The following is a 20,179-nucleotide window of genomic DNA, read 5'->3' on the forward strand; positions in this document are numbered from 1 at the left end:
TCATACGCGTCGGAGATATCGCAGGACGTGCAGCAGTTGCCGGCCGTGGCCCCACGCGATCGACCGCGGCTTCTCGATCTCGCGAGTCTCGATGGAGACTTCGCCGATCCGCGCCCCCTTCGCAGTCGCTTCCAGGACGAGCGTCCCGCACGTACAGACCGTGTCGAGTTCGAGTTCCATAGCCAGGTCACGCCGGAGTGCCCGCAATCCCGTCCCGGAGTCACTGACGGGTACTTTCAGCCGCGTGAGACGGTTGAGAAGCCGCTCGGACGGGCGTGGGATGTGTGAGCGCGCGCCCAACACGAGGTCCAGATCGTGTGTCTCGATCGGTTCGGCGACTCGCCGGACGTCCTCCGGACGGTGCTCGCCGTCGGCGTCGTAGGTCACCACGATCTCGGTCTCGGCTTCCCGGAAGCCGCGTTTCAGCGCCGCGATATATCCCCGGTTGGTCGGCTGTACGACGACCGCCGCACCCGCCTCGCGGGCCTCGGCTGCGGTCCTGTCGGTCGAGCCGTCGTCGACGACCAGCACGCGATACTCCCCGGTCAGTTCGTCGACGACCGGTCCGATCCGCCCCGCTTCGTTGTAGGCGGGCACGACCACTGTCACGTCTTGCATGGGTGGGTGTACTCGCTGCTCCGTCCTGGTAGTGGCGGTTTCGTCCCGTAGTGGCGGTTTTATCCCACTGCATCACTAGGCACGGGTATGCCCGCAACTCTCGAAGTCGTGTGTGAGAGCAACGACTGTGAGCTGGACATGTTCGAGTTGCACTACACCTACGAGATGCCCGACGACGTCGGCGTTTCCGACTTCCAGTGTCCGTATTGCGGTCGAACGGATTCGCTCCGGGCGATCGAACTCTGACGTGAATTATTGTACGTCCCGTCCGCATCGACCGCGGGCGGTCGAAACAGTAAATCGGTACAATAATCCGTATGAGGGTCGCTCAGGTGACCGTCCGACCGCTATCAGTGTTCGGCCAGCGCGTCTTCGATGGCGTCGTAGTCAGGCAGATCAGGCCACTCCCGGGCCACCCACGCGTACTGCACCGTCCGGTCCTCCTCCAGGAGGAACACGGCGGGTCGTGGCTCACTGACGCCGGCCATGCCATCGAGGTCGTGGACGATCCCGTAGGACTCGGCGACACCGTTCTGCGGATCGCTGAACAGGCGATACGGGATCTCGCGATCCTCGATGAGCGTTTTGTGCTCGTACGGCGAGGAGATCGACAGCCCGACGATCGTCACGTCGTACGTCTCGTCCCACGCGCGGTCCCGGAGTTCGTTCCAGACGTACGTCGCCGGGAAGCTCCCGTCCATCGGATAGAACACGAGCAGCACCGGTCCCTCCGCGGTCAACTCCGACAGCGCGACGTCTTCCCAGTACTCGTCGTTCACGAGCGGGCGAACGAACTCCGGGGCCTGCTCTCCGACCTGTGGATGCCCCGCGTCGCCGAGATCGACGACGTCGAACTCGAGATCCATTCACGCCGCCTCCCCGTAGGTCCGGTCGAGATATTCGACGATATTGGCGCTCTCGGACATCGTCACGCCGGTGTTCGCGTCGATGATGGCCGGGACGGCGCGCTGACCGCTGATTCGCTTGACCACGTCGCGCTCGGAGTGCATCGGCTCCACGAAGCGCGAGCGAAAGGGGAGGTCGTACTCGTGGAGCTTTCGAACGACGCGCTCGCAGAACGGACAGGCCTGGAGCCGGTACAACGTGATCGACGGATCATCAGCGGTCGACGGACCGCCGGTAGTCGCGGTTTCACTCATGGATGTACTCTATTCGTGCGGGGACGCCTAAGCGCTGTGTTGGCGGCCGTTTTCACAGGTTGGACTGGGCCGGCCGACACTTGCCCGCCGCAGGTCGGGTAGAATTGCGTGAGCAACACAATACTTTAGCGTCGGCGGAGTGAACGTGGGAGTATGTCCGAACCGTTCCTGATCGTCGGCGGCGACGCGGCGGGGATGAGCGCGGCGAGCAAGGCCAGGCGAGCGGCCCCAGATCGCGAGATAATCGTCCTCGAGCGCGGTGACTGGGTCTCGTATGGTGCCTGCGGGCTCCCCTACTACGTCAAAGGCGAGATCGAGTCACTGGAGGATCTGGTCGCGGTACCGCCCGAACGGTTCATCGAGGAGCGGGACATCGACCTGCGGATGGGCCACGAGGGGATCGCGATCGACACCGACGCCAGGACGGTCACCGTCCGGAGCGACGAGGAGACCTACGAGCAGTCCTACGGCGACCTGCTGATCGCGACCGGCGCGCGGGCGCTGGAGCCGCCGATCGACGGCCTCGATCTGGAGGGCGTGTTCACCCTGCACAGCATGGACGCCGGCGCGGAGATCAAAGCGTGCGTCGAAAGCGAGGACCTCGACCGCGTGGCGGTCATCGGCGGCGGCTACGTCGGCATCGAGATGGCCGAGGCCTTCGACGCCCACGGACTCGACGTGACGGTGTTCGAGATGCTGCCACAGGTCCTGGCGACCTTCGGCGAGAGCGTCGGCGAGGCCGTGGGCGATCACCTGCGCGAGCAGGGCGTCGACGTCCGCCTCTCGACGCGCGTCGAGCGACTCGCCGGCGACGGGGCGATCGAGGCCGTCGAGACGGACGACGGCACGGTCCCGGTCGACGCGGCGCTCGTCGGCGCGGGCGTCGTCCCGAACGCGGAACTGGCCGAACAGGCGGGGATCGAACTGGGCGAGACGGGAGCCATCGCGACCGACGAGTACGGCCGGACGAACGTCGAGGACGTCTACGCCGCGGGCGACGTGGCGGAGATGACGCACACGGTGACCGGCAAGCCGGATCACGTCCCGCTGGCGCTGACCGCCAACCGCGCCGGGCGAGCGATCGGCCAGACGGTCACCGGCACGGAAACGCCGGTCGGCGAGATCGCCGGGACGGCCGTCGTCAAGGCGTTCGATCTCGCAGCCGCGCGAACGGGGATCACCGACGAAGCGGAGGCCAGAAAGGCCGGCTTCGATCCCGTCTCCGTGACGATCAACGCGCCCTCGCGAGCCCACTACTACCCTGGTGGCGACAAACTCGAGTTGACGATGGTCGCCGACCGCGAGACCGAGCAGGTACTGGGCGCGAGCATCGTCGGTCGGGACGGCGTCGCAAAGCGGATCGACACCGTCGCGACGGCGCTGCACGAGGGGATGACCGTCGAAGAGGTCGAGTACCTCGATCTGGCCTACGCCCCGCCCTTTAGCCCCACTTGGGATCCGGTGTTGACGACGGCGAAGGTGCTGAACGGGAAGCTAGAGTGAACGCTCGCGGGTGCAGAACGCCGGGATCGGAATGGTGACCGGTACGCGGTCGAAAATCGATCACTCGACGTCGTACTCGACGTCCTCGCCCGCACCGTCGGGATCGATCGTCACCGCGTTGTCGGTCTCGACGATCGCCAGCCCGTCGAGGTCACAGAGCTGTTCGACATCCGACTGAGAAATCGAGACGACCAGCGTTCCGAAGCGACGCCGATCCTCGATGCTCCCGCCGAGGTCTTCGATCCGCTCGGCGACGGCGTCGACGCCCGGTTCGTAACCGTCCTCGACCTCGACCAGAAGCGTGACGGATTCGCCTTCGAGCGGGTCGTCGACGATCGACCGGACCGCCGGGGAGACGTACATCGCCTGTCGATAGGAGCGACCGACACCAAAACGTATCGAAACGCCCGGGAGAGAAGCCACGGGGAGCGGGTTCCCAGGCGTGATCGACGTCCGCTACCAGGCGTTCTGTCACGAACCCGTTCACCGCGTGGCTTTTCTGACAGCCAGACGAACGGAAACACGATGCCGATCAGCCGCCGAACAGCACTGATCAGCTGCGGGGTCGCGCTCGGAGGGTGTTCGGTACCGGGTGTGAAACCGGACAGCCAATTCGAGCTGCGCCACAGCGTCGACGGGGCGGCACGGCTCGGATTCGTCGGGGATCTCCTGCTTGCTCGGCGCGTCCAGGAGACCCACCGGTCGATGCCTGGAGCGGTGTGGGACGGGATGAGCACCCGACTCGGTGCGCTGGACACCGTCGTCGGGAACCTCGAGTGTACGCTCACCACGCGGGGCGACCCCTGGCCGGACAAGCAGTGGCGATTCCGGGGCGACCCGGCGTGGGCGACGACCGTCCTTGAAACCGGCAACGTCGGGGCAGTTAGCCTCGCCAACAATCACGTGATGGACTACGGTCCCGCCTCGGTTCGAGACACGACAGCTACGCTCGACGCGGCAGGGATCGCCCATGCGGGCGCCGGGCACGATCGGTCAGCGGCGTTCGCACCGACGACCCTGGAGGCAGGGGAGTTGACTGTCGCGATGGTGAGCTACACCGACCGATTCCGTCCGTTCACCGCAGGACTGGACACCGCCGGGACGGCCTTTTTGAGTACGGATCCGCGCGATTCGGCGGTCCGCAGCCGGATCGAGCACAGTCTCGCGCGGGTCCCCGAGTCGGTCGACCTCGTCGTGGCGTCGCTACACTGGGGACCGAACTACGAGCCGAAGACCGACCGTCACCGCCGGTTCGGTCGGTGGTTGATCGACCGCGGCGTCGACGTCGTCCACGGCCACAGCGCTCACGAAATCGCCGGGATCGAGGTCTACGACGGCCGTCCAATTCTTTACGACACGGGTACATTTGTTTCCGACTTCTATCCCGTCGAAAATCACCGCAACGACCTGACATTCCTGTTCGAACTCGTGGTTGAGGAGGGGCTGTCGGAGCTGCGGCTCCACCCGATCAGGGTTGTCGAGGAGTCGGTTCGGACTGCAGGGCAGCGCGGTCGTCGGTGGCTTCGCGAGCGGATGCAGTCGCGGTCGGCACAGTTCGGGACGACAGTCCAGGAGCGTTCGGACGAGGGGCCGCTCACAGTTTCGCTCTGATACCGATTATTGTACGTCTGTTCTGCATCGACTGCCCGATTCGGCGGTCGGGGTGGAGTCGACATCCAGCAGTCCCTGTGACGGTCTCGCTGGCGGCGACTATCAAGGCCTAGATGAACACTGATTTTCAGGTTATCGTTGCACAGATAGTAGCCCGTTTCCGGCCGCCGGTAGCAAAAAGCATATCTCCGGGCATGCCCCAGTCTATCACATCGACCCTCGACTATGAACGAAGTTCAACTAGAGGTCGCGAAAGCGTACCCGAACGATTCGGGTAGAGGCATCGCGCGCCTCGACCCCGACACGCTCTTGCATCTCAAACTCTCCCCCGGTGACATCATCGAGATCGAGGGCGGCGACACGACCGCCGCGAAGGTCTGGCGGGCCGACCGCCAGGACTGGAACACCGACACGGTCCGCATCGACGGGTTCACCCGTCAGAACGCGGACGTCGGCATCGGCGAGCGTGTCACCATTCGCAAGGCAGAGGCAGAGAAGGCAGAGAAACTCGTGCTCGCCCCGCCAGAGGAGGCCAGCGTCCAGTTCGGCTCGGACGCGGCGGGCATGGTCAAACGACAGATCCTCAAGCGCCCGGTCGTCGAACGGGACATCGTCCCCGTGATGTCCTCGACGAACCACCCGTTCATGCGCTCGCCCGGGCAGGCGATCCCGCTGATCGCGGTCGAGACTGAACCGGACGGCGTCGCTCTGATCACCGAGGATACCGACGTCGAACTGCGCGAGGAACCGATCTCCGGGTTCGAGAAGACCGGCGGCGGGATCACCTACGAGGACATCGGCGGCCTCCAGAACGAGATCCAGCGGGTCCGCGAGATGGTCGAGTTGCCGATGAAACACCCCCAGATCTTCAAGAAACTCGGGATCGAGCCACCGCAAGGTGTGCTGCTGCACGGCCCGCCCGGCACTGGCAAGACCCTGCTGGCCAAGGCCGTCGCCAACGAGACTTCCGCGAGTTTCTTCTCTATCGCCGGGCCGGAGATAATCTCGAAGTACTACGGAGAGTCCGAACAGCAACTCAGGGAGATCTTCGAGGACGCGACCGAGGAGTCGCCGTCGATCATCTTCATCGACGAACTCGACTCGATCGCCCCCAAGCGCGAGGACGTGACCGGCGAAGTCGAACGGCGCGTTGTCGCCCAGTTGTTGACGATGATGGACGGCCTCGAATCGCGGGGGCAGGTCATCGTCATCGCCGCCACGAACCGGGTCGACTCGGTCGATCCTGCTCTCCGGCGGCCCGGCCGGTTCGATCGGGAAATCGAGATCGGCGTCCCCGACGAGGTCGGCCGCGAGGAGATCCTGCAGATCCACACGCGCGGGATGCCACTCTCGGACGACGTCGAACTGCCACGGCTCGCGGCCGAGACCCACGGCTTCGTCGGCGCGGACATCGAGAGCCTGACGAAGGAAGCAGCGATGAAAGCGCTGCGGCGCTACTTGCCGGAGATCGATCTGGACGAGGAGGACATCCCGCCGAGTCTGATCGACCGGATGATCATCAAGCGCGAGGACTTCCGCGGGGCCCTGAACGAGGTGAGCCCGTCCGCGATGCGAGAGGTCCTCGTGGAGTTGCCCAAGATCTCCTGGGACGACGTCGGGGGCCTCGAAGAGGCGAAAGGGCAGGTCAAAGAGAGCATCGAGTGGCCGATGAACCAGGCCGAGAAGTTCGAGCGGATGGGGATCGAACCGCCCGCCGGCGTTCTGCTGTACGGGCCGCCCGGGACGGGCAAGACGCTGATGGCCAAGGCCGTCGCCAACGAGACTGACGCCAACTTCATCTCCGTGCGCGGTCCGCAACTGCTCAGCAAGTGGGTCGGCGAGAGCGAGAAGGCCATCCGTCAGACCTTCCGGAAGGCCCGGCAGGTCGCACCAACGGTGATCTTCTTCGACGAACTGGACAGTCTCGCGCCCGGACGCGGCGGCGACGTCGGCTCGAACGTCTCCGAGCGCGTGGTCAACCAGCTGCTGACCGAGATGGACGGCCTCGAGGACATGGAGGACGTGATGGTCATCGGCGCGACCAACCGCCCGGACATGATCGATCCCGCCCTCATCCGGTCGGGTCGGTTCGATCGGTTGATCAACATCGGTGAGCCAGACGTCGAGGGTCGCGAGCAGATCCTGAAGATCCACACCAACGACACGCCGCTGGCTCCGGACGTGAGCCTGCGCGAACTCGCAGAGATTACGGAGGGATACGTCGGCTCGGACCTGGAATCGATCGCCCGCGAGGCCGCTATCGAGGCGCTCCGGGACGACGACGACGCCGAAGAGGTCGAGATGCAGCACTTCCGGTCGGCACTGGAGAGCGTCCGGCCGACGATCGACGAGGACATCAGGGAGTACTTCGAGCAGATGGAAGACCGGTTCCGCGGCGGCGGCCGCGAGATGGAGCGCCAGCGTGGTTCGGGCCGGATCGGCTTCCAGTAAGCACGGCCTCCCGCAGTTTCTGATTCTGTCTGACGAGAGTCGACGAAGAACCAAACCGCTCCGAGAGATCGACTCCCGTCTCGACAGTCCGGCAATACGACTGTGACGTGACCGAAACGCCAGAAGTCGCCGGACGGCAGTGCCGAGGACACCCACGGGCGCACAGACGTCAGACAGTCCGAGCAACGAACGCGACCGTACACAGGAGGAGTCCGAACAGGCTCGTGAGGAGCGCGATCCTATCGAGAATCTCGACCCCCGCCACCGCACCGTAGACCGAGAAGACGAGCAACGCGATGCCGTACCTCTCCGTTACGTCGACGTCGTCCAGGTTCATCGTGACTGGTGTATTATCTGTCCACAATGTTTTATGTGTCGGGTTCGAGTCAGGTTTCGAGGACCCGATCCAGCAGTCGACGTCCTCTCTGATCCGGCCAGTGGTCAATACGTTCTCTACAGGCAGACGGGGCGAATAACGGGTCACACGGATCGAATACTCGGGACCCGAGCCGGGGTGTTCCCCGCACACTCCCCGTTGCACACTGTTTTTGTCCGCTGGGGCACTCGTTCCGAACGATGACGGTCACGTTTCGCGACCGGGCGGTCCTGATGGACGGGACGCTCGTTCTCGCAGACCTGCACTTCGGTCGCGCCGCGACGTCCGCAGTCGAGGCCCCGATCGAAGACGGTCAGGACGTCCTCGGGCGGCTCGAGGAACTCCTCGAAGCGACAGCCCCCCGGACGGTCGTTCTCGCTGGCGACGTCCTCCACGCATTCGATACGATCCCGTCGATGGTCGACGACCGACTCGCGGCGCTGGAAGAGCGCGTCATCGACGCCGACGCGGAGCTGGTCGTCGTCGCCGGCAATCACGACACGATGCTCGGGGAAGTCTGGGATGGCCCGATCGCGGACCGATATCGAATCGACGAGCGGACGGTCGTCGTACACGGACACGAACGGCCCGACGTCGAGGCTGAACGGTACGTCCTGGGTCACGACCACCCTGTCATCGAGATCGAGGGACAGCGACAGCCGTGCTTTCTGCAGGGTCCCGGTGGCCCGGATGGGGCGGAGGCACTCGTGTTGCCGGCGTTCAACCGTTTTACCGCCGGCGTTCCGATCAACGGGATGGACGCGACGGACTTCCAGTCGCCGCTGGTCGTCGCGGCCGAGCCGCTCGAACCGATCGTCAGAGACGAACACGCCGGGGAGACGCTACGCTTCCCGCAGCTTGGGTCGTTTCGACATTACCTGTAGAGAGCGGTAGTGCTTTATTTCTCGCCGTTGGAGATTCAGACATGGACGTGGCTGTCGTCATCACGATCGCGACCGTACTGATCTTGCTCGGACTGATAGCCGTGACGCGCTGGCTCGTCCCGAAAGCGCTCTCCGAGTGATCGCTCTCGGCGATATTACCACCACCACTTTTCCCGCACGCGCCGGAACGGCCGGCCATGAGCCGCGAGTATGGCCGCTTGCGCGATCCGAACGCCGAGTACACGATGCGAAACCTCTCCGCGGAGACGATGGGCGTTACGCGCTCTCGTGGCGGCGGCCGCGACGTGGAGATCACCGACGTCCAGACGACGATGGTCGACGGGAACTTCCCGTGGACGCTCGTCAGAGTCTACACCGACGCTGGCGTCGTCGGCACCGGCGAGGCCTACTGGGGCGCCGGCGTCCCCGAACTGATCGACCGGATGACGCCGTTTCTCGTCGGGGAGAACCCGCTGGATATCGACCGTCTCTACGAACACCTGATCCAGAAGATGTCCGGCGAGGGATCGGTCGAAGGTGTCACCGTCACCGCGATCGCCGGGATCGAGGTCGCGCTGCACGACCTCGCGGGCAAGATTCTGGAGCTGCCCGCCTACCAGTTGCTGGGCGGAAAGTACCGCGACGAGGTGCGCGTCTACAACGACTGTCACACCGAAGCGGAGGCCGATCCCGAGGCCTGCGCCGACGAGGCCGAGCGCGTCGTCGAGGAGCTAGGATACGACGCGCTGAAGTTCGATCTGGATGTGCCCAGCGGCCACGAGAAAGACCGCGCGAATCGGCATCTCCGCCGGCCCGAGATCGACCACAAGGTCGAGATCGTCGAGGCCGTGACCGAACGCGTCGGCGACCGGGCGGACGTCGCGTTCGACTGCCACTGGACCTATTCCGGCGGGTCGGCCAGGCGACTGGCCGACGCGCTGGAGGCATACGACGTCTGGTGGCTCGAAGATCCGGTTCCACCCGAGAACCTCGAGGTTCAGCGCGAGGTCACCCGGTCGACGACCACGCCGATCGCGGCCGGGGAAAACCGATATCGTGTGACAGAACATCGTCGGCTCCTCGAAGACCAGGCCGTCGACATCGTCGCGCCGGATCTACCGAAAGTCGGCGGGATGCGCGAGACCAGAAAGATCGCCGACGTCGCCAACCAGTACTACGTCCCCGTAGCGATGCACAACGTCGCTTCCCCGGTAGCGACGATGGCAAGCGCCCAGGTCGGTGCGGCGATCCCGAACGCCCTGGCGGTCGAGTTCCACAGCTACGAACTCGACTGGTGGGGCGATCTCGTCGAGGAAGACGTCATCGAGGACGGTTCCATTACGATTCCCGAAGAGCCGGGCCTGGGCGTGACGCTCGATATGGACGCCGTCGCGGAGCATATGGTCGACGGTGAGGAGTTGTTTGACGAACTGTGAGGGTCGTCAGGCTCAAAAATCTCCGATTTTCGGTGTTCGATCCGGTGTAATCGGATCGAGCCAGCAAATCTCCGATTTGCCCTGTTCGACTTCGACGCGAGCAAAAAATAGCCATCAGCTCAAAACGGTAGACGCCGTCTTCAGACTGCGAAGATACCCGACGGGATAAAGAGGTGTTAACGCGATGGGTCGCACACGGGCATGGGAGAGTCGCTGTATTCGTTGCTGGGTGTTGGGAGGGACGCGGATCCGGAGACGATACGCCAGGCGTATCGCGACCGGGCCAGAGACGAGCATCCGGACGTCAGCGACGATCCGCACGCGACCAGGCAGTTCAAGCGGCTCATCGTGGCCCGGGATACGCTGCTGGACGAGGACGAGCGGGACAGATACGATCGCATGGGTCACGAGGCGTATCTGCGCCAGCATGCCCGGGCCGAGCTGTTCGGCCTGACAGCGGAGCGGGCGGATCGGGCGGCGGAACCGCGTGGCACGGGAGAGACAGAGCGAACGGACGCCGTCAACGAAGGGACGGCGACTCCCGGGACGGACGACGAGTGGTGGCGCGACCGCGACGGGCCCCAGGGACGATCGACGGGCGGCGCGACGGCACACGTCACGGACGCCGGCCCGGCAGCGGCCTGGGCCCGGGCCGGCGAACCGACGACGCCTCGTCACGGCCCAGCGGCACGGGAGCGAGTATTGCGGTTCGTGCGCGAGGCCGGCGGGTGGTTGCTGTTTCACGCCCTCCTGCTCGGATCGGCGGGGGCAACCGGCTGGGTCATCTACCGGAGCCTCCCGCCACAGTTTGCGATCGCCGGACTGTTCGCCATGTTTGGGATCCTCGGAATCGCAGTCACCGCGACCGTACTGCACCTCGTTTCGATCGTGTATACCTAGGGTTACAGTCGGTCAAACGGCTCTTTGAGCTACAGGAACTGGATTATAGGTGGCTTCACTAGAGACGACCATGTCGATACAACGGTTGCTGCCCTCCCGGCTGGATCCGGCCCCGCCGGAGGATCCGCGGGTCTACAGCCTCGACGCGGAGGATACGCGGGACGCGTTGAACGCGCTGTCCGCCGACACGGCGCGGACGATCCTTTCGAGACTGTACGATCAGCCATCCTCTCCGACCGAGCTACGCGAGGAGGTCGGGACCTCGCTGCAGAACGTCCACTATCACCTCGAAAATCTCCAGTCTGCGGGACTGATCCGGGAGGTCGGGACGCGCTATTCCGAGAAGGGCAACGAGATGTCCGTCTACGCGCCGGCCAGCGAGGCTGTCGTCTTCGTGGCCGGACGCGACGACAGCGAGTCGCGGATCGAACGCGCGCTCGCCCGGGCGCTGGGTGCCGTCGGGCTGCTCGCTGGCGGCAGTCTCGCGTTCGGTGCGGCGGTCGAACGCTGGCTCGCGCCCGAACCCGGATCGGCCGAGCCTTCGGGACCAGACATTATGGCCGACGCCCCGCAGACCGCGGCCGAGGTCGTCAACGCCATCGACCCGGCGCTCGCGTTCTTCCTGGGGGGCGCGTTCGTGCTCGCGATGGTCGCCGGGTGGCAACTGCTCCGATCGAGATAGTGTTGCGGTCGTTTGACTCGACCTGGCCAGCGTTTCCTCACGTTCGATACAGATAGAACGGCGTCCCGTCTGTGACTTTTCCGGTCACAATAGCAAAGGGTATGACGCTCCAGTCTGAACAGTCGGGTGTATGGACGTACAGTCCATCTCCGAACTCGATCCGGCGGAGCGACGCGCCCTGTTCGAACGCGATGCGGGGCTCGAAGAGATCCGCGACGACGTCGCGGAGATCGTCCATCGCGTCCGCGAAGAGGGCGATGTCGCACTCCGGGAGTACTGTCGGAAGTTCGACGATGTCGAGGTGGGCAACTTCGACATCACGGACGAGGCCGAGCGGGCCTACGAGTCGATCGACGACGACGTCCGCGAGGCGATCGAGACCGCTGCCGACAACATCCGGGGGTTCCATCAGCGCCAGGTCCGCGAGGACTGGTCCTACGAGACCGAGGGTCGCGAACTCGGCCGTCGGTTCTACCCGCTCGACAGCGCGGGCGTCTACGCACCGGGCGGCACGGCCGCCTACCCCTCCAGCGCGCTCATGGGGATCGTCCCGGCGAAAGCGGCCGGCGTCGACCACGTCGTCGCCGTGACGCCCCCGGCCGAACAGATCAACCCGGTCACGCTCGCGGCGATCCACGCCGGCGGTGCCGACGCCGTCTACCAGGTCGGCGGCGCACAGGCGATCAGTGCGATGGCCTACGGGACCGAATCGATCGACAGCGTGGACGTCATTGTCGGCCCCGGCAACCGGTGGGTGACGGCCGCGAAGGCCGAAGTCCGCGGCGACGTGAAGATCGACATGCTCGCCGGCCCGAGCGAGGTGCTCGTCCTCGCCGACGGGACGGCCGATCCCGAACGCCTGGCCGCGGAAATGGTCGCACAAGCCGAGCACGACCCGCACGCGGCCGTCGTGACCGTCACGGACGACGAGGACCTCGCTGCAGCCGTCGCCGAGGAGATCGACGCACAGGCGGGCGAGCGCGACCGCGAGGAGATCATTCGCGACGCGCTGGACAACGAGGCCAGCGGCGTGTTCGTCGCCCGCTCGATGAGCGAGGCGGCGCTGTTCGCCGACCAGTTCGCCCCCGAACACATCTACGTCGAGGCCGACGACGAGGACGCGCTGCTCGATCGAATCGAGAACTACGGCAGCGCCTTCCTCGGACCGTACTCGCCGGTCGCTGCCGGCGACTACGCCAGCGGGACGAACCACGTGCTTCCGACCGACGCGCAGGCGCGACTCGCCAGTGGGCTGTCGGTCGATACGTTCGTCCGTTCGGCGACTGTCCAACGACTCTCGGAAGACGGACTGTCCGAGCTACGGGAAACGATCACCACGCTCGCCGATCGCGAGGGGCTCGAAGCGCACGCCCACAGCGTCGACGTGCGCTTTGAAAAATAGCGAGATCCGCAATCGCGCTATCCTTCCAGTTCGAAGGCGACGACGGCCTCGGCCTGGTACTCGCGGTCCTCGGCCGTCGCGATCTCGACTCCTAATTCCTCGACTTCAACCCACTGGATGTTCTCGAGGGTCGCTTCGGCGCGCTCGATGGCATCGTCGACTGCGTCCTCGAAGCTCTCTGTGCTCGTCCCGATCAGCTTGATTTTCTTGAATACCATTGTGGTCACCTGCTGGCACGACTCCCGAGCGGGCCGCGTGCCATCGGATAATTGTCACGGAAAACAAATATAGTTACCGACCGTCATCGTCTTGCCGACCGAACTCTGAGTGAGAGATATGCGGTACGAGGACCAGGGGTTGCGCGAGCCGCGTGACGACGAGCCGTGGGTCAGTTCCGGGCCGGGCGACGGCTCGCTCCCGCGAACCGAGGCCGTCAAAGACGAACGCGTCCGTCGGTGGGACATCGCGACGCCGAGTGCAACGTTGATCGGTCGGGCACAGAGCCCGGACGAGGACATCCCCGAGCGCCTGCGGCGGCTCCACGAGGAACGACACCCGGCGATGGCGGGCCACAGCGAGCGCATGCACCGGCTGGACAAGATCCGGATCGCCCACGCGGTTTGCTCGCGGCTCGATCTGACGCCCTGGGAGCGCGATCGCGTGCTCGGGCTGATGGCCGAACTCGATCTCACGGCGTTCGGGAGCCAGCGGGCCATCCCGACGGTCACGCTCGTCGTCGTCAGCCACGTCGTCGACCGCGAGCGCCAGCGCCAGCTCGGCCTGCACGACGACGAGCGCCTGGCCGAGCTGTCGGCCGACAGTATGGAACGACTGTACGAGCTGTACGATCCGATCACCGACGACGAGACCTACCGGCAGTTGCTCGACCAGCAGGAGCTGACGACCACGAACGTCAACCGTCTCAAGCGCGTGCTCAAAACCCAGATCGAGGAACAGGACCTCGACGGGGCGGTTCTGGGCCGGTCACCGTTCCGCGATCCGAATCTGCCTGCGATCACCGACGACCGCGAGCGTGCCGAACGACCAGAGGACGCCTGATACGGAGCGAGCAATCCCGTTCCACGTCGATCGCACCGTCGTGTTACGCGACGAGCGAGTATGGTGGGGAAGAGGTCACATGTGACGGCATACCACATCAGATCTATAGCAGGGCCACTTCTGGATGCGACTATGGAGTACGTGAGATTAGGAGAGACCGGACTGGAAGTGTCACCGATCGCGCTCGGAACCTGGCGATTCGGGATGGAACACGAGGAAACCGGTATCGTCGAGACGGGTCGGGAAGAAGCCCACGAACTGCTCGACGCGTACGCCGAAATGGGTGGGAACTTCGTCGACACCGCCAACGGCTACGGCGGTGGCGATTCCGAACGCTGGATCGGTGAGTGGCTCGACGATCAGGATCGCGAGGACTACGTGATCGCCTCGAAGTGCTACTGGTCGGACGTCTCGCGCTTCCAGGAGAATCTCTCGGCGAAAAACGTCCGCGCGGAAGTCGAGGGCTCGCTGGAGAAACTCGACACGGGGTATCTGGACATCCTGTACCTGCATCGCTTCGACGACGAGACGCCGATCGAGAAGACCCTGCGCACTGTTGACGATCTCATCAGCGAAGGGAAAGTCCACCACGTCGGCCTCTCGACGGCTGACGCCTGGAAGCTGACCAAGGGTCTCTGGAAGGCCGACGTCAACAACTACGAGGCCTTCACCGTCACTCAGCCCCAGTACTCGGCCGTCTACCGGGATCCAGTCGCGGAGTATCTCGACGTCTGTGAGGATCAGAACCTGGCGGTCTGTCCGTACTCGCCGCTGCACGGTGGTTTCCTGACGGGCAAGTACGAGCGCGTCGGCGATGGCGAGATCGAGGCCCCCGACGGCTCGCGCGGGGACATCGACGAGCACTTCGAGGACTGGTATCTCAAGGAAGACGCCTGGGACGTCCTCGAAGAGATCCGTGCCGTGGCCGAGGAGACCGGCGCCTCACCGGCCCAGATCTCGCTTGCGTGGCTGCTCCACCACGAAGCCCTGACAATCGTGCCGATCATCGGAGCCCGCACGCCCGAGCAACTCGAGGAGAATCTCGGCGCGGTCGACGTCGAGCTGACAGACGCACAGTTCGAGCGGATCGACGCCGCAATGGACTGATACCGTCTTTTAGAGCGGTTCAGATCCGCCGTCGAATCTTCCGCAAGGCGGGTCAAGAAGCTCCTGACGAAGTCGTTCGACTGTCCTCTGGCTCACAAACAGTGTATTCAGGTGAGCGTTACACATGACAGCTACCAGTATCAGGACACGTTGATGGCCCGGAATCGACTCGTGAGTGAGCGTCTCGGAACGTTTCGCGGGCTATCGGAACGAAGACGACAGCAGAGTTATCCTGTTCCAGCCCGTATTTTATCACATAATGACAACCACCTCACAAGAACTGATCGAGGCGGTGAAGGCGGGAGAGATGACCGACGCGGGGGGTATGACGACGACCCAAGACGTCGCTGATGTGGTCTCAGACTCGTACGAGACGGTGGCCGAGAAGTTGCGCGCTCTCGAACGCGACGGTGCTATCGAGAGCAAGATCTTCGGGGGCGAGCGCGTCTGGATCGTCTCTGCGGACACTGACGTCTCTGACGTGACGTCCGACGAGACGCCGATCCCGACAGACACGCGAGCCCCGCCCGACGTGTGACGATCCCAGCGGTTCGCGACTGATAGTGATTACTGTACGTCTGTTCCGGGTCGACCGCACGAAGTAGTACGGTCGTACCGGTACATCGTTACAGTAATCACTATGAAACGGAGGATCGTTTCGACAGTCGATTCCCCGTTGCGACAGCACCCTCGGTCACTCGGGTCCGAGGCCCGCCTCCTGCATGTACTCGTCGAGCTTCTCGGCCATCGCTCGCGCGAACTCCTCGTCGTTGATGTCGGTCTCCATCTCGATCAGTTCGACCGACTCCGCCAGGTTCTCTCTGAGCGCCTCGAACAGCGCTGCGTCGGCCTCGGGATCGTGGAAGTCCTCGCCCTCGACGTCGATCATCGAGACGCCCGAAAGCGGCAGGTACAGCGCGGTCGGGCCGGTCGCCGCGGAGAGCTTCTCGGCGATGATCTCGCCGAGTTCGGCGTTCTCCTCGGGCGTGGTCCGCATCAGCGTCACCTGCGGGTTGTGGATGTGGAAGTGTCTGTCCTCGAACTCCGCGGGGACGGAGTCACGCGGCCCGAAGTTGACCATGTCCAGCGCGCCCGTCGAGACGATCTGTGGCGTGCCCGTCTCCGCGGCGGCGTCGAGCCTGTCGGGGCCGGCGTTGAGCACGCCCCCGACGAGTTCGTCGGCCCACTCGGTCGTCGTCACGTCCAGCACGCCGTCGATGACGCCCTGGCGCACCAGGTCCTCCATTGCCCGGCCGCCGGTCCCGGTCGCGTGGAAGACGATCGTCTCGTAGCCCCGCTCTTCGAGGTACGCCCGGGCCGTCTGGACGCAGGGCGTCGTGACGCCGAACATCGTGACCCCGATGGTGGGCCGGTCCTCGACGGAGACATCGGGCTCGTTTTCGACCATCCCGACCATCGCCAGCGCCGCGTTGGCGATCACCTTCCGGGAGAGCTGGTTGAGGCCCTCGATGTCGGCCACCGAGTACAGCATCATCACGTCCTTCGCGCCGACGTACGGCTCGGTGTCGCCGGAGGCCATCGTCGAGACCATCACCTTGGGGACACCGACCGGGAGCGCGCGCATCGCGGTAGTCGCGATCGAGGTGTTGCCGGAGCCGCCGAGTCCGAGCACCCCCGTGAGTTCGCCGTCGTCGTGCATCCGCTGGGCGATCGCGGCCGCGCCCTCGCCCATCGCCTCCATCGCCTCGCCGCGCTCGGCGTCGTCCCGAAGGTGCTCCAGAGTGGTGCCGGCGGCCTCGGCGACCTCGCTCGCGGTGGTGTCCGGGTCGATCTCGGGCTCGCCCATCACGCCCGTGTCGATCACGTGCACGTCGACGCCCTGCGAGCGGAGGACGTCCCGGGCGAAGCCGACCTCTTCGCCTTTCGTGTCGAGCGTGCCGACGATGACGACGCTCATGCTCGCCCCTCCACGTTTTCGGGCGTCGGCAGTTCTCCCGGCGGGACGATCTCACACTCAGGGAGGTCCCGGAGTACCTCCTCGGGACCCGGCGGCGCGTAGACCGCGAGCAACAACAGCGGTTCCCAGCCGGTGTTGACGGTGCCGTGCTCGACGCCTTCGGGGACGAACACCATCTCACCGGCCGAGATCTCGCGCGTCTGGTCGGCGACTTCCTGTTCGCCCTCGCCCCGGATGACGAAGAGGATCTCGTCGCTGTCGGGGTGCGTGTGGCGTTCGTGACCCTTCCCCGGCTCGAGTTTGACGACCCCCGCGCTGAAGCGCTCGCCGCCCGTCACGTCGGGCGTGCTCAGCCACTTCAGGACGCCCCAGTCGAACAGCTGACTCTCGACGTCGTCGGGTTCGACGAAGTACTCGTGGTCGGGCATCTCAGAGATCGATCTCCTTGAACTCGCGAGCCTGGTTCTCGATGGCCTCCTCCGTCGGGAGACGTTCGATGCTGGAGGCGCCGAAGAACCCGACGACGCCCTCGGTGTTGTTCAGGACGTACCTGGCGTCGTCGGGCCAGGCGATCGGGCCGCCGTGACAGATCACCATGACGTCGTCGTTGACTTCCTTGGCGGCGTCGTGATGTGCCTGGACGCGCTCGGCGGCGGCTTCGAGGTCCAGCGCGGTCTCGGCGCCGATGTCCCCCGAGGTGGTCAGGCCCATATGCGAGACGATCACGTCCGCTCCCGCTTCGGCCATCTCGCGGGCCTGCTCCTCGGTGAAGACGTACGGGCAGGTGAGCATGTCCTGCTCGGCGGCCTCCTGGATCATGTCGACCTCCTTGTCGTAGCCCATCCCCGTCTCCTCGAGGTTCTGTCTGAACCCGCTGTCCTCGTCGATGAGGCCCACCGTCGGGAAGTTCTGGACGCCCGAGAACCCGCGTCGTTTCAGGTCCTCGATGAACACGTCCATCTGGCGGAAGGGATCCGTCCCGTTGACGCCGGCGAGCACTGGCGTGTCCTCGACGACCGGGATGACCTCGTGGCCCATCTCGACGACGATCTCGTTGGCGTCACCGTAGGGTAACAGGCCGGCCAGAGACCCCCGGCCGTTCATCCGGTAACGTCCGGAGTTGTAGATGATCAGCAGGTCGACGCCGCCGCGCTCGGCGAACTTCGCCGAGATACCCGTCCCCGCGCCCGCGCCGATGATCGGATCGCCGTTCGATACTGTTTCCTGAAGCCGGTCTAGCGACTCCTGACGTGTGAACTCCATGCGTCACGTATTACCATCACACGGGACTGTGATCAAATTTTTGATAACTTTGAAGCATTACAGGATTACAGAATATTAATCATACGGGTTCCCAGCGGTCGGGATTCCGACCCGTCAATTTATTGTGCAGCCCACCAACCAGACACTTGCAATGTCAGACGAAGTCGTGGATTTGCTTAAACAGGCGTACGTCGACGAAGTCGAGACGGTGATGAACTACCTCGCGAACGCGATCTACCTGGAGACGCTCGACGGCGAAGACGTCGCCGAGGACCTGATGGAAGACGTACAGGAGGAACTGGGCCACGCCGAAGAGCTGGGGTACCGGCTCCGGTACTACGGTGAGGTTCCTCCGGCGTCGATGGACATCAAGCCGACACAGGACATGCTCCAGCCGCCCGCAGACAGTACCGACGTCGAGACTGTCGTCGACGGCGTCATCGAGGCCGAAGAGGATGCTATCGAGACCTACGAGTCACTGGTCGCAGCTGCCGAAGACGCTGACGACTACGTGACTGCCGACCTGGCGACGGAACTGCTCGCCGACGAGCAGGCACACAAGGCAGCGTTCCTCAGCATCAAGAAGTCCTTCTAGACGCTCCCGCGGCCACTACCTCTTTCCCGGGTGGGAACATATGCGCGATCGATGACTTCCCCCGCTGTTCGCGCTGTGTTCGTCGCTGCTGTGCTATTGCTCAGCGTTACGACCAGCCCTGCCGTCGCTGACAATGGTGCGCGTGCGGAACTCGGTGCCGAGACGTTCGCGCAAAGCGAGCTCGATCCGGACAGCGTCGTCCTCGATCTGACGCTCGAACCGGACGGCACCGCGATCTGGTCGGTCTCCTATCGGGTCGAACTGGCGACAGACAACGAGACGAGGGCCTTCGAGCAACTCCAGGCGGACATCGAACAGAACACCACGACCTACACTGCGGCGTTCCGTGATCGGATGGAACGCACTGCGCGGACGGCCGAGAACGCCACCGGTCGTTCGATGGCGATCGAGAACCTCTCGGTATCGACAGACGTCGAAAGCGTCCAGCAGTACGGAACCGTCACGTATCGGTTCCGATGGACGAATTTCTCGGCAGTCGACGGTGAGACGATCCGAGCCGGCGACGCGCTCGCAGGGTTCTTCCTCGAAGAAGATAGTCGGCTGGTGATCACCTGGCCCGAAGGATACGACGCCGACACCGTCTCGCCGACGCCCGACGATCGGCGCGACCGGACTGCTGTCTGGCAGGGACCGATCGAGTTCGGTCCCGAGGGACCGCAGGTCGTCGCCAGTCCCGCCTCGTCGTTCCCGACGCTGGCTGTCGTCGGCGTCGCTGCCGTCCTCGTGATCGGCGTTGCCGCGGGTCTGTGGTGGTGGCGCGCTCGCAAGGAGCAACCTGCAGACGCGACTGGGCCCACAGACGAGACGCTCGCAGAAACCGGGCCCGGCGACACCAGCGGTGCAAGTAAATCCGAGCCCGACGAGGAGTTGCTGAGCAACGAAGAGCGGGTCCTGCGACTGCTCGACGAACAGGGCGGCCGTGTCAAACAGCAAGAGGTCGCAGCCGAGTTCGACTGGACCGACGCCAAGACCAGCCAGGTCGTCAAGACCCTCCGCGAGGACGGACGCGTCGAAGTCTTCCGCCTCGGCCGCGAGAACGTCCTCGTCGATCCGGACGAAAGCGAATTATAATTCTTTCGTCCGTTCACGATGGGACAGACGCGAGATCGCGCGACTGCGTCCGGATTGAAACCTGCTTAATCCCGCTTAATCGGAGATAGAGATGTGGCGTTTATACGTGTCTGTGGCGCCGA

At 64.6% G+C, this 20,179-nt stretch carries 23 protein-coding genes; 14 read left to right on the forward strand and 9 right to left on the reverse strand.

The window, feature by feature from the left end:
• Complete coding sequence (locus tag OB916_RS07670; protein ID WP_315908712.1) at positions 1–618, reverse strand: glycosyltransferase family 2 protein; 618 nt, start codon at positions 616–618, stop codon at positions 1–3.
• Positions 619–705: 87 nt separating this feature from the next.
• Here OB916_RS07670 and OB916_RS07675 point away from each other — a divergent pair, with 87 nt between their 5' ends.
• Positions 706–864, forward strand: coding sequence for a DUF7559 family protein (locus OB916_RS07675; RefSeq protein ID WP_315908713.1), 159 nt, complete (start codon positions 706–708; stop codon positions 862–864).
• Between the two features lie 104 nt (positions 865–968).
• Here OB916_RS07675 and OB916_RS07680 read toward each other — a convergent pair whose 3' ends face one another.
• Positions 969–1,484, reverse strand: coding sequence for a redoxin domain-containing protein (locus tag OB916_RS07680; protein ID WP_315908714.1), 516 nt, complete (start codon positions 1,482–1,484; stop codon positions 969–971).
• Positions 1,485–1,778, reverse strand: coding sequence for a glutathione S-transferase N-terminal domain-containing protein (locus tag OB916_RS07685; RefSeq protein ID WP_315908715.1), 294 nt, complete (start codon positions 1,776–1,778; stop codon positions 1,485–1,487).
• A gap of 153 nt (positions 1,779–1,931) precedes the next feature.
• Here OB916_RS07685 and OB916_RS07690 point away from each other — a divergent pair, with 153 nt between their 5' ends.
• Positions 1,932–3,281 (forward strand): FAD-dependent oxidoreductase, encoded by a 1,350-nt coding sequence (locus OB916_RS07690; protein ID WP_315908716.1) that lies wholly within the window; start codon positions 1,932–1,934, stop codon positions 3,279–3,281.
• 60 nt (positions 3,282–3,341) lie between these two features.
• Here OB916_RS07690 and OB916_RS07695 read toward each other — a convergent pair whose 3' ends face one another.
• The gene (locus tag OB916_RS07695) at positions 3,342–3,644 is read right to left on the reverse strand and encodes a hypothetical protein (RefSeq protein ID WP_315908717.1); all 303 of its coding nucleotides are present in this window, start codon (positions 3,642–3,644) and stop codon (positions 3,342–3,344) included.
• A gap of 231 nt (positions 3,645–3,875) precedes the next feature.
• Here OB916_RS07695 and OB916_RS07700 point away from each other — a divergent pair, with 231 nt between their 5' ends.
• Together OB916_RS07700 and OB916_RS07705 are read left to right on the forward strand one after the other, a co-directional pair.
• The gene (locus tag OB916_RS07700; RefSeq protein WP_315908718.1) at positions 3,876–4,892 is read left to right on the forward strand and encodes a CapA family protein; all 1,017 of its coding nucleotides are present in this window, start codon (positions 3,876–3,878) and stop codon (positions 4,890–4,892) included.
• A gap of 225 nt (positions 4,893–5,117) precedes the next feature.
• Entirely contained in the window at positions 5,118–7,343 is a 2,226-nt protein-coding gene (locus OB916_RS07705; protein WP_315908719.1) for a CDC48 family AAA ATPase, read from the forward strand.
• A 169-nt stretch (positions 7,344–7,512) separates the two neighbouring features.
• On the opposite strand, the gene OB916_RS07710 is transcribed toward OB916_RS07705, so the two are convergent.
• Positions 7,513–7,680 carry a hypothetical protein gene (locus tag OB916_RS07710; protein ID WP_315908720.1) on the reverse strand — a complete coding sequence of 56 codons (168 nt, stop codon included), beginning with the start codon at positions 7,678–7,680 and terminating at the stop codon, positions 7,513–7,515.
• Between the two features lie 239 nt (positions 7,681–7,919).
• On the opposite strand from OB916_RS07710, the gene OB916_RS07715 reads away from it, so the two are divergent.
• From OB916_RS07715 to hisD, 5 genes are all read left to right on the forward strand, one after another.
• Complete coding sequence (locus OB916_RS07715; protein ID WP_315908721.1) at positions 7,920–8,603, forward strand: metallophosphoesterase; 684 nt, start codon at positions 7,920–7,922, stop codon at positions 8,601–8,603.
• A 197-nt stretch (positions 8,604–8,800) separates the two neighbouring features.
• Positions 8,801–10,039 (forward strand): mandelate racemase/muconate lactonizing enzyme family protein, encoded by a 1,239-nt coding sequence (locus OB916_RS07720; RefSeq protein WP_315908722.1) that lies wholly within the window; start codon positions 8,801–8,803, stop codon positions 10,037–10,039.
• Between the two features lie 201 nt (positions 10,040–10,240).
• Positions 10,241–10,939, forward strand: a complete 699-nt coding sequence (locus tag OB916_RS07725) for a DnaJ domain-containing protein (RefSeq protein ID WP_315908723.1) — start codon at positions 10,241–10,243, stop codon at positions 10,937–10,939.
• A gap of 70 nt (positions 10,940–11,009) precedes the next feature.
• The gene (locus tag OB916_RS07730; protein WP_315908724.1) at positions 11,010–11,621 is read left to right on the forward strand and encodes an ArsR/SmtB family transcription factor; all 612 of its coding nucleotides are present in this window, start codon (positions 11,010–11,012) and stop codon (positions 11,619–11,621) included.
• A gap of 130 nt (positions 11,622–11,751) precedes the next feature.
• Positions 11,752–13,023 (forward strand): histidinol dehydrogenase, encoded by a 1,272-nt coding sequence (gene hisD, locus OB916_RS07735; RefSeq protein ID WP_315908725.1) that lies wholly within the window; start codon positions 11,752–11,754, stop codon positions 13,021–13,023.
• A 17-nt stretch (positions 13,024–13,040) separates the two neighbouring features.
• Here the strand turns inward: hisD and OB916_RS07740 are convergent, their stop codons facing one another.
• On the reverse strand, positions 13,041–13,241 hold the full coding sequence (locus OB916_RS07740) for a dodecin (RefSeq protein ID WP_315908726.1): 201 nt from the start codon (positions 13,239–13,241) through the stop codon (positions 13,041–13,043).
• A 118-nt stretch (positions 13,242–13,359) separates the two neighbouring features.
• Here OB916_RS07740 and OB916_RS07745 point away from each other — a divergent pair, with 118 nt between their 5' ends.
• The 3 genes from OB916_RS07745 (at position 13,360) to OB916_RS07755 (ending at position 15,727) form a co-directional block, all read left to right on the forward strand.
• Positions 13,360–14,082 (forward strand): DNA-directed RNA polymerase subunit epsilon, encoded by a 723-nt coding sequence (locus OB916_RS07745; protein WP_315908727.1) that lies wholly within the window; start codon positions 13,360–13,362, stop codon positions 14,080–14,082.
• Between the two features lie 132 nt (positions 14,083–14,214).
• On the forward strand, positions 14,215–15,189 hold the full coding sequence (locus tag OB916_RS07750) for an aldo/keto reductase (protein WP_315908728.1): 975 nt from the start codon (positions 14,215–14,217) through the stop codon (positions 15,187–15,189).
• Between the two features lie 259 nt (positions 15,190–15,448).
• The gene (locus OB916_RS07755) at positions 15,449–15,727 is read left to right on the forward strand and encodes a hypothetical protein (RefSeq protein ID WP_315908729.1); all 279 of its coding nucleotides are present in this window, start codon (positions 15,449–15,451) and stop codon (positions 15,725–15,727) included.
• A gap of 156 nt (positions 15,728–15,883) precedes the next feature.
• On the opposite strand, the gene OB916_RS07760 is transcribed toward OB916_RS07755, so the two are convergent.
• Genes OB916_RS07760 through OB916_RS07770 form a run of 3 tightly spaced genes read right to left on the reverse strand, consistent with a single transcriptional unit; the run spans position 15,884 to position 18,370 of the window.
• Positions 15,884–17,107: a Tm-1-like ATP-binding domain-containing protein gene (locus tag OB916_RS07760; protein WP_315908730.1), complete on the reverse strand. Its 1,224-nt coding sequence runs from the start codon at positions 17,105–17,107 to the stop codon at positions 15,884–15,886.
• Complete coding sequence (locus tag OB916_RS07765; protein WP_315908731.1) at positions 17,104–17,535, reverse strand: cupin domain-containing protein; 432 nt, start codon at positions 17,533–17,535, stop codon at positions 17,104–17,106. Before OB916_RS07765 ends, OB916_RS07760 begins: the two co-directional genes overlap by 4 nt.
• 1 nt (position 17,536) lies before the next feature.
• Positions 17,537–18,370 (reverse strand): phosphoenolpyruvate hydrolase family protein, encoded by an 834-nt coding sequence (locus OB916_RS07770; RefSeq protein ID WP_315908732.1) that lies wholly within the window; start codon positions 18,368–18,370, stop codon positions 17,537–17,539.
• Between the two features lie 151 nt (positions 18,371–18,521).
• Here OB916_RS07770 and OB916_RS07775 point away from each other — a divergent pair, with 151 nt between their 5' ends.
• Positions 18,522–18,965 (forward strand): ferritin-like domain-containing protein, encoded by a 444-nt coding sequence (locus OB916_RS07775; protein WP_315908733.1) that lies wholly within the window; start codon positions 18,522–18,524, stop codon positions 18,963–18,965.
• Between the two features lie 51 nt (positions 18,966–19,016).
• Entirely contained in the window at positions 19,017–20,057 is a 1,041-nt protein-coding gene (locus OB916_RS07780; protein WP_315908734.1) for a helix-turn-helix transcriptional regulator, read from the forward strand.
• Positions 20,058–20,179: the final 122 nt, after the last annotated feature.

Origin of the sequence: Halapricum hydrolyticum, from assembly GCF_025517535.1 — an archaeon.
In the GTDB taxonomy this organism is placed as follows: Archaea; Halobacteriota; Halobacteria; order Halobacteriales; family Haloarculaceae; genus Halapricum; species Halapricum hydrolyticum.

What these genes read in the sequence shown, in the direction of transcription:
- OB916_RS07670 (WP_315908712.1), bottom strand. Translation starts at nt 618, where the DNA reads ATGCAAGACGTGACAGTGGTCGTGCCCGCCTACAACGAAGCGGGGCGG.
- OB916_RS07675 (WP_315908713.1), top strand. Translation starts at nt 706, where the DNA reads ATGCCCGCAACTCTCGAAGTCGTGTGTGAGAGCAACGACTGTGAGCTG.
- OB916_RS07680 (WP_315908714.1), bottom strand. Translation starts at nt 1,484, where the DNA reads ATGGATCTCGAGTTCGACGTCGTCGATCTCGGCGACGCGGGGCATCCA.
- OB916_RS07685 (WP_315908715.1), bottom strand. Translation starts at nt 1,778, where the DNA reads ATGAGTGAAACCGCGACTACCGGCGGTCCGTCGACCGCTGATGATCCG.
- OB916_RS07690 (WP_315908716.1), top strand. Translation starts at nt 1,932, where the DNA reads ATGTCCGAACCGTTCCTGATCGTCGGCGGCGACGCGGCGGGGATGAGC.
- OB916_RS07695 (WP_315908717.1), bottom strand. Translation starts at nt 3,644, where the DNA reads ATGTACGTCTCCCCGGCGGTCCGGTCGATCGTCGACGACCCGCTCGAA.
- OB916_RS07705 (WP_315908719.1), top strand. Translation starts at nt 5,118, where the DNA reads ATGAACGAAGTTCAACTAGAGGTCGCGAAAGCGTACCCGAACGATTCG.
- OB916_RS07710 (WP_315908720.1), bottom strand. Translation starts at nt 7,680, where the DNA reads ATGAACCTGGACGACGTCGACGTAACGGAGAGGTACGGCATCGCGTTG.
- OB916_RS07715 (WP_315908721.1), top strand. Translation starts at nt 7,920, where the DNA reads ATGACGGTCACGTTTCGCGACCGGGCGGTCCTGATGGACGGGACGCTC.
- OB916_RS07720 (WP_315908722.1), top strand. Translation starts at nt 8,801, where the DNA reads ATGAGCCGCGAGTATGGCCGCTTGCGCGATCCGAACGCCGAGTACACG.
- OB916_RS07725 (WP_315908723.1), top strand. Translation starts at nt 10,241, where the DNA reads ATGGGAGAGTCGCTGTATTCGTTGCTGGGTGTTGGGAGGGACGCGGAT.
- OB916_RS07730 (WP_315908724.1), top strand. Translation starts at nt 11,010, where the DNA reads ATGTCGATACAACGGTTGCTGCCCTCCCGGCTGGATCCGGCCCCGCCG.
- hisD (WP_315908725.1), top strand. Translation starts at nt 11,752, where the DNA reads ATGGACGTACAGTCCATCTCCGAACTCGATCCGGCGGAGCGACGCGCC.
- OB916_RS07740 (WP_315908726.1), bottom strand. Translation starts at nt 13,241, where the DNA reads ATGGTATTCAAGAAAATCAAGCTGATCGGGACGAGCACAGAGAGCTTC.
- OB916_RS07745 (WP_315908727.1), top strand. Translation starts at nt 13,360, where the DNA reads ATGCGGTACGAGGACCAGGGGTTGCGCGAGCCGCGTGACGACGAGCCG.
- OB916_RS07750 (WP_315908728.1), top strand. Translation starts at nt 14,215, where the DNA reads ATGGAGTACGTGAGATTAGGAGAGACCGGACTGGAAGTGTCACCGATC.
- OB916_RS07755 (WP_315908729.1), top strand. Translation starts at nt 15,449, where the DNA reads ATGACAACCACCTCACAAGAACTGATCGAGGCGGTGAAGGCGGGAGAG.
- OB916_RS07760 (WP_315908730.1), bottom strand. Translation starts at nt 17,107, where the DNA reads ATGAGCGTCGTCATCGTCGGCACGCTCGACACGAAAGGCGAAGAGGTC.
- OB916_RS07765 (WP_315908731.1), bottom strand. Translation starts at nt 17,535, where the DNA reads ATGCCCGACCACGAGTACTTCGTCGAACCCGACGACGTCGAGAGTCAG.
- OB916_RS07770 (WP_315908732.1), bottom strand. Translation starts at nt 18,370, where the DNA reads ATGGAGTTCACACGTCAGGAGTCGCTAGACCGGCTTCAGGAAACAGTA.
- OB916_RS07775 (WP_315908733.1), top strand. Translation starts at nt 18,522, where the DNA reads ATGTCAGACGAAGTCGTGGATTTGCTTAAACAGGCGTACGTCGACGAA.
- OB916_RS07780 (WP_315908734.1), top strand. Translation starts at nt 19,017, where the DNA reads ATGACTTCCCCCGCTGTTCGCGCTGTGTTCGTCGCTGCTGTGCTATTG.